The organism is Klebsiella sp. K47 (assembly GCF_051858335.1).
GTDB classification, from domain to species: Bacteria; Pseudomonadota; Gammaproteobacteria; order Enterobacterales; family Enterobacteriaceae; genus Klebsiella; species Klebsiella pneumoniae.
Genome location: NZ_JBPYUI010000291.1, coordinates 1 through 233, shown reverse-complemented (window position 1 = coordinate 233; position 233 = coordinate 1). Strand labels below are relative to the sequence as shown.

1 protein-coding gene is annotated in these 233 nt (G+C 45.9%); it reads right to left on the bottom strand.

Annotation, left to right across the window (positions count from 1 at the left end; translation table 11 throughout):
• On the bottom strand, positions 1-233 hold a 233-nt coding region (locus RRF55_RS28080; protein ID WP_439419310.1), incomplete at both ends, for a DUF4339 domain-containing protein.

Genomic DNA, 233 nt, shown 5'->3' with positions numbered 1-233 from the left:
GCGGTTTGGCTGTGAAAATTGATTTGGCGCATGCATTGGCTCAGGAATAGGGGGTTGAGGCTGATAACCTACAGGTTCATACGCCAGTTTTCCTTGGGTGAGTTCACCTAAAGCTTTCCATTCAGGCATACCCTGATGCCAAACTAAATCCGTCAATAAAACTTGTTGGCTTGCGAGCATCTGATTCAACTGCTCTAAGGTATATGGACCGGCTTGTTGATTATTTCGTGCCA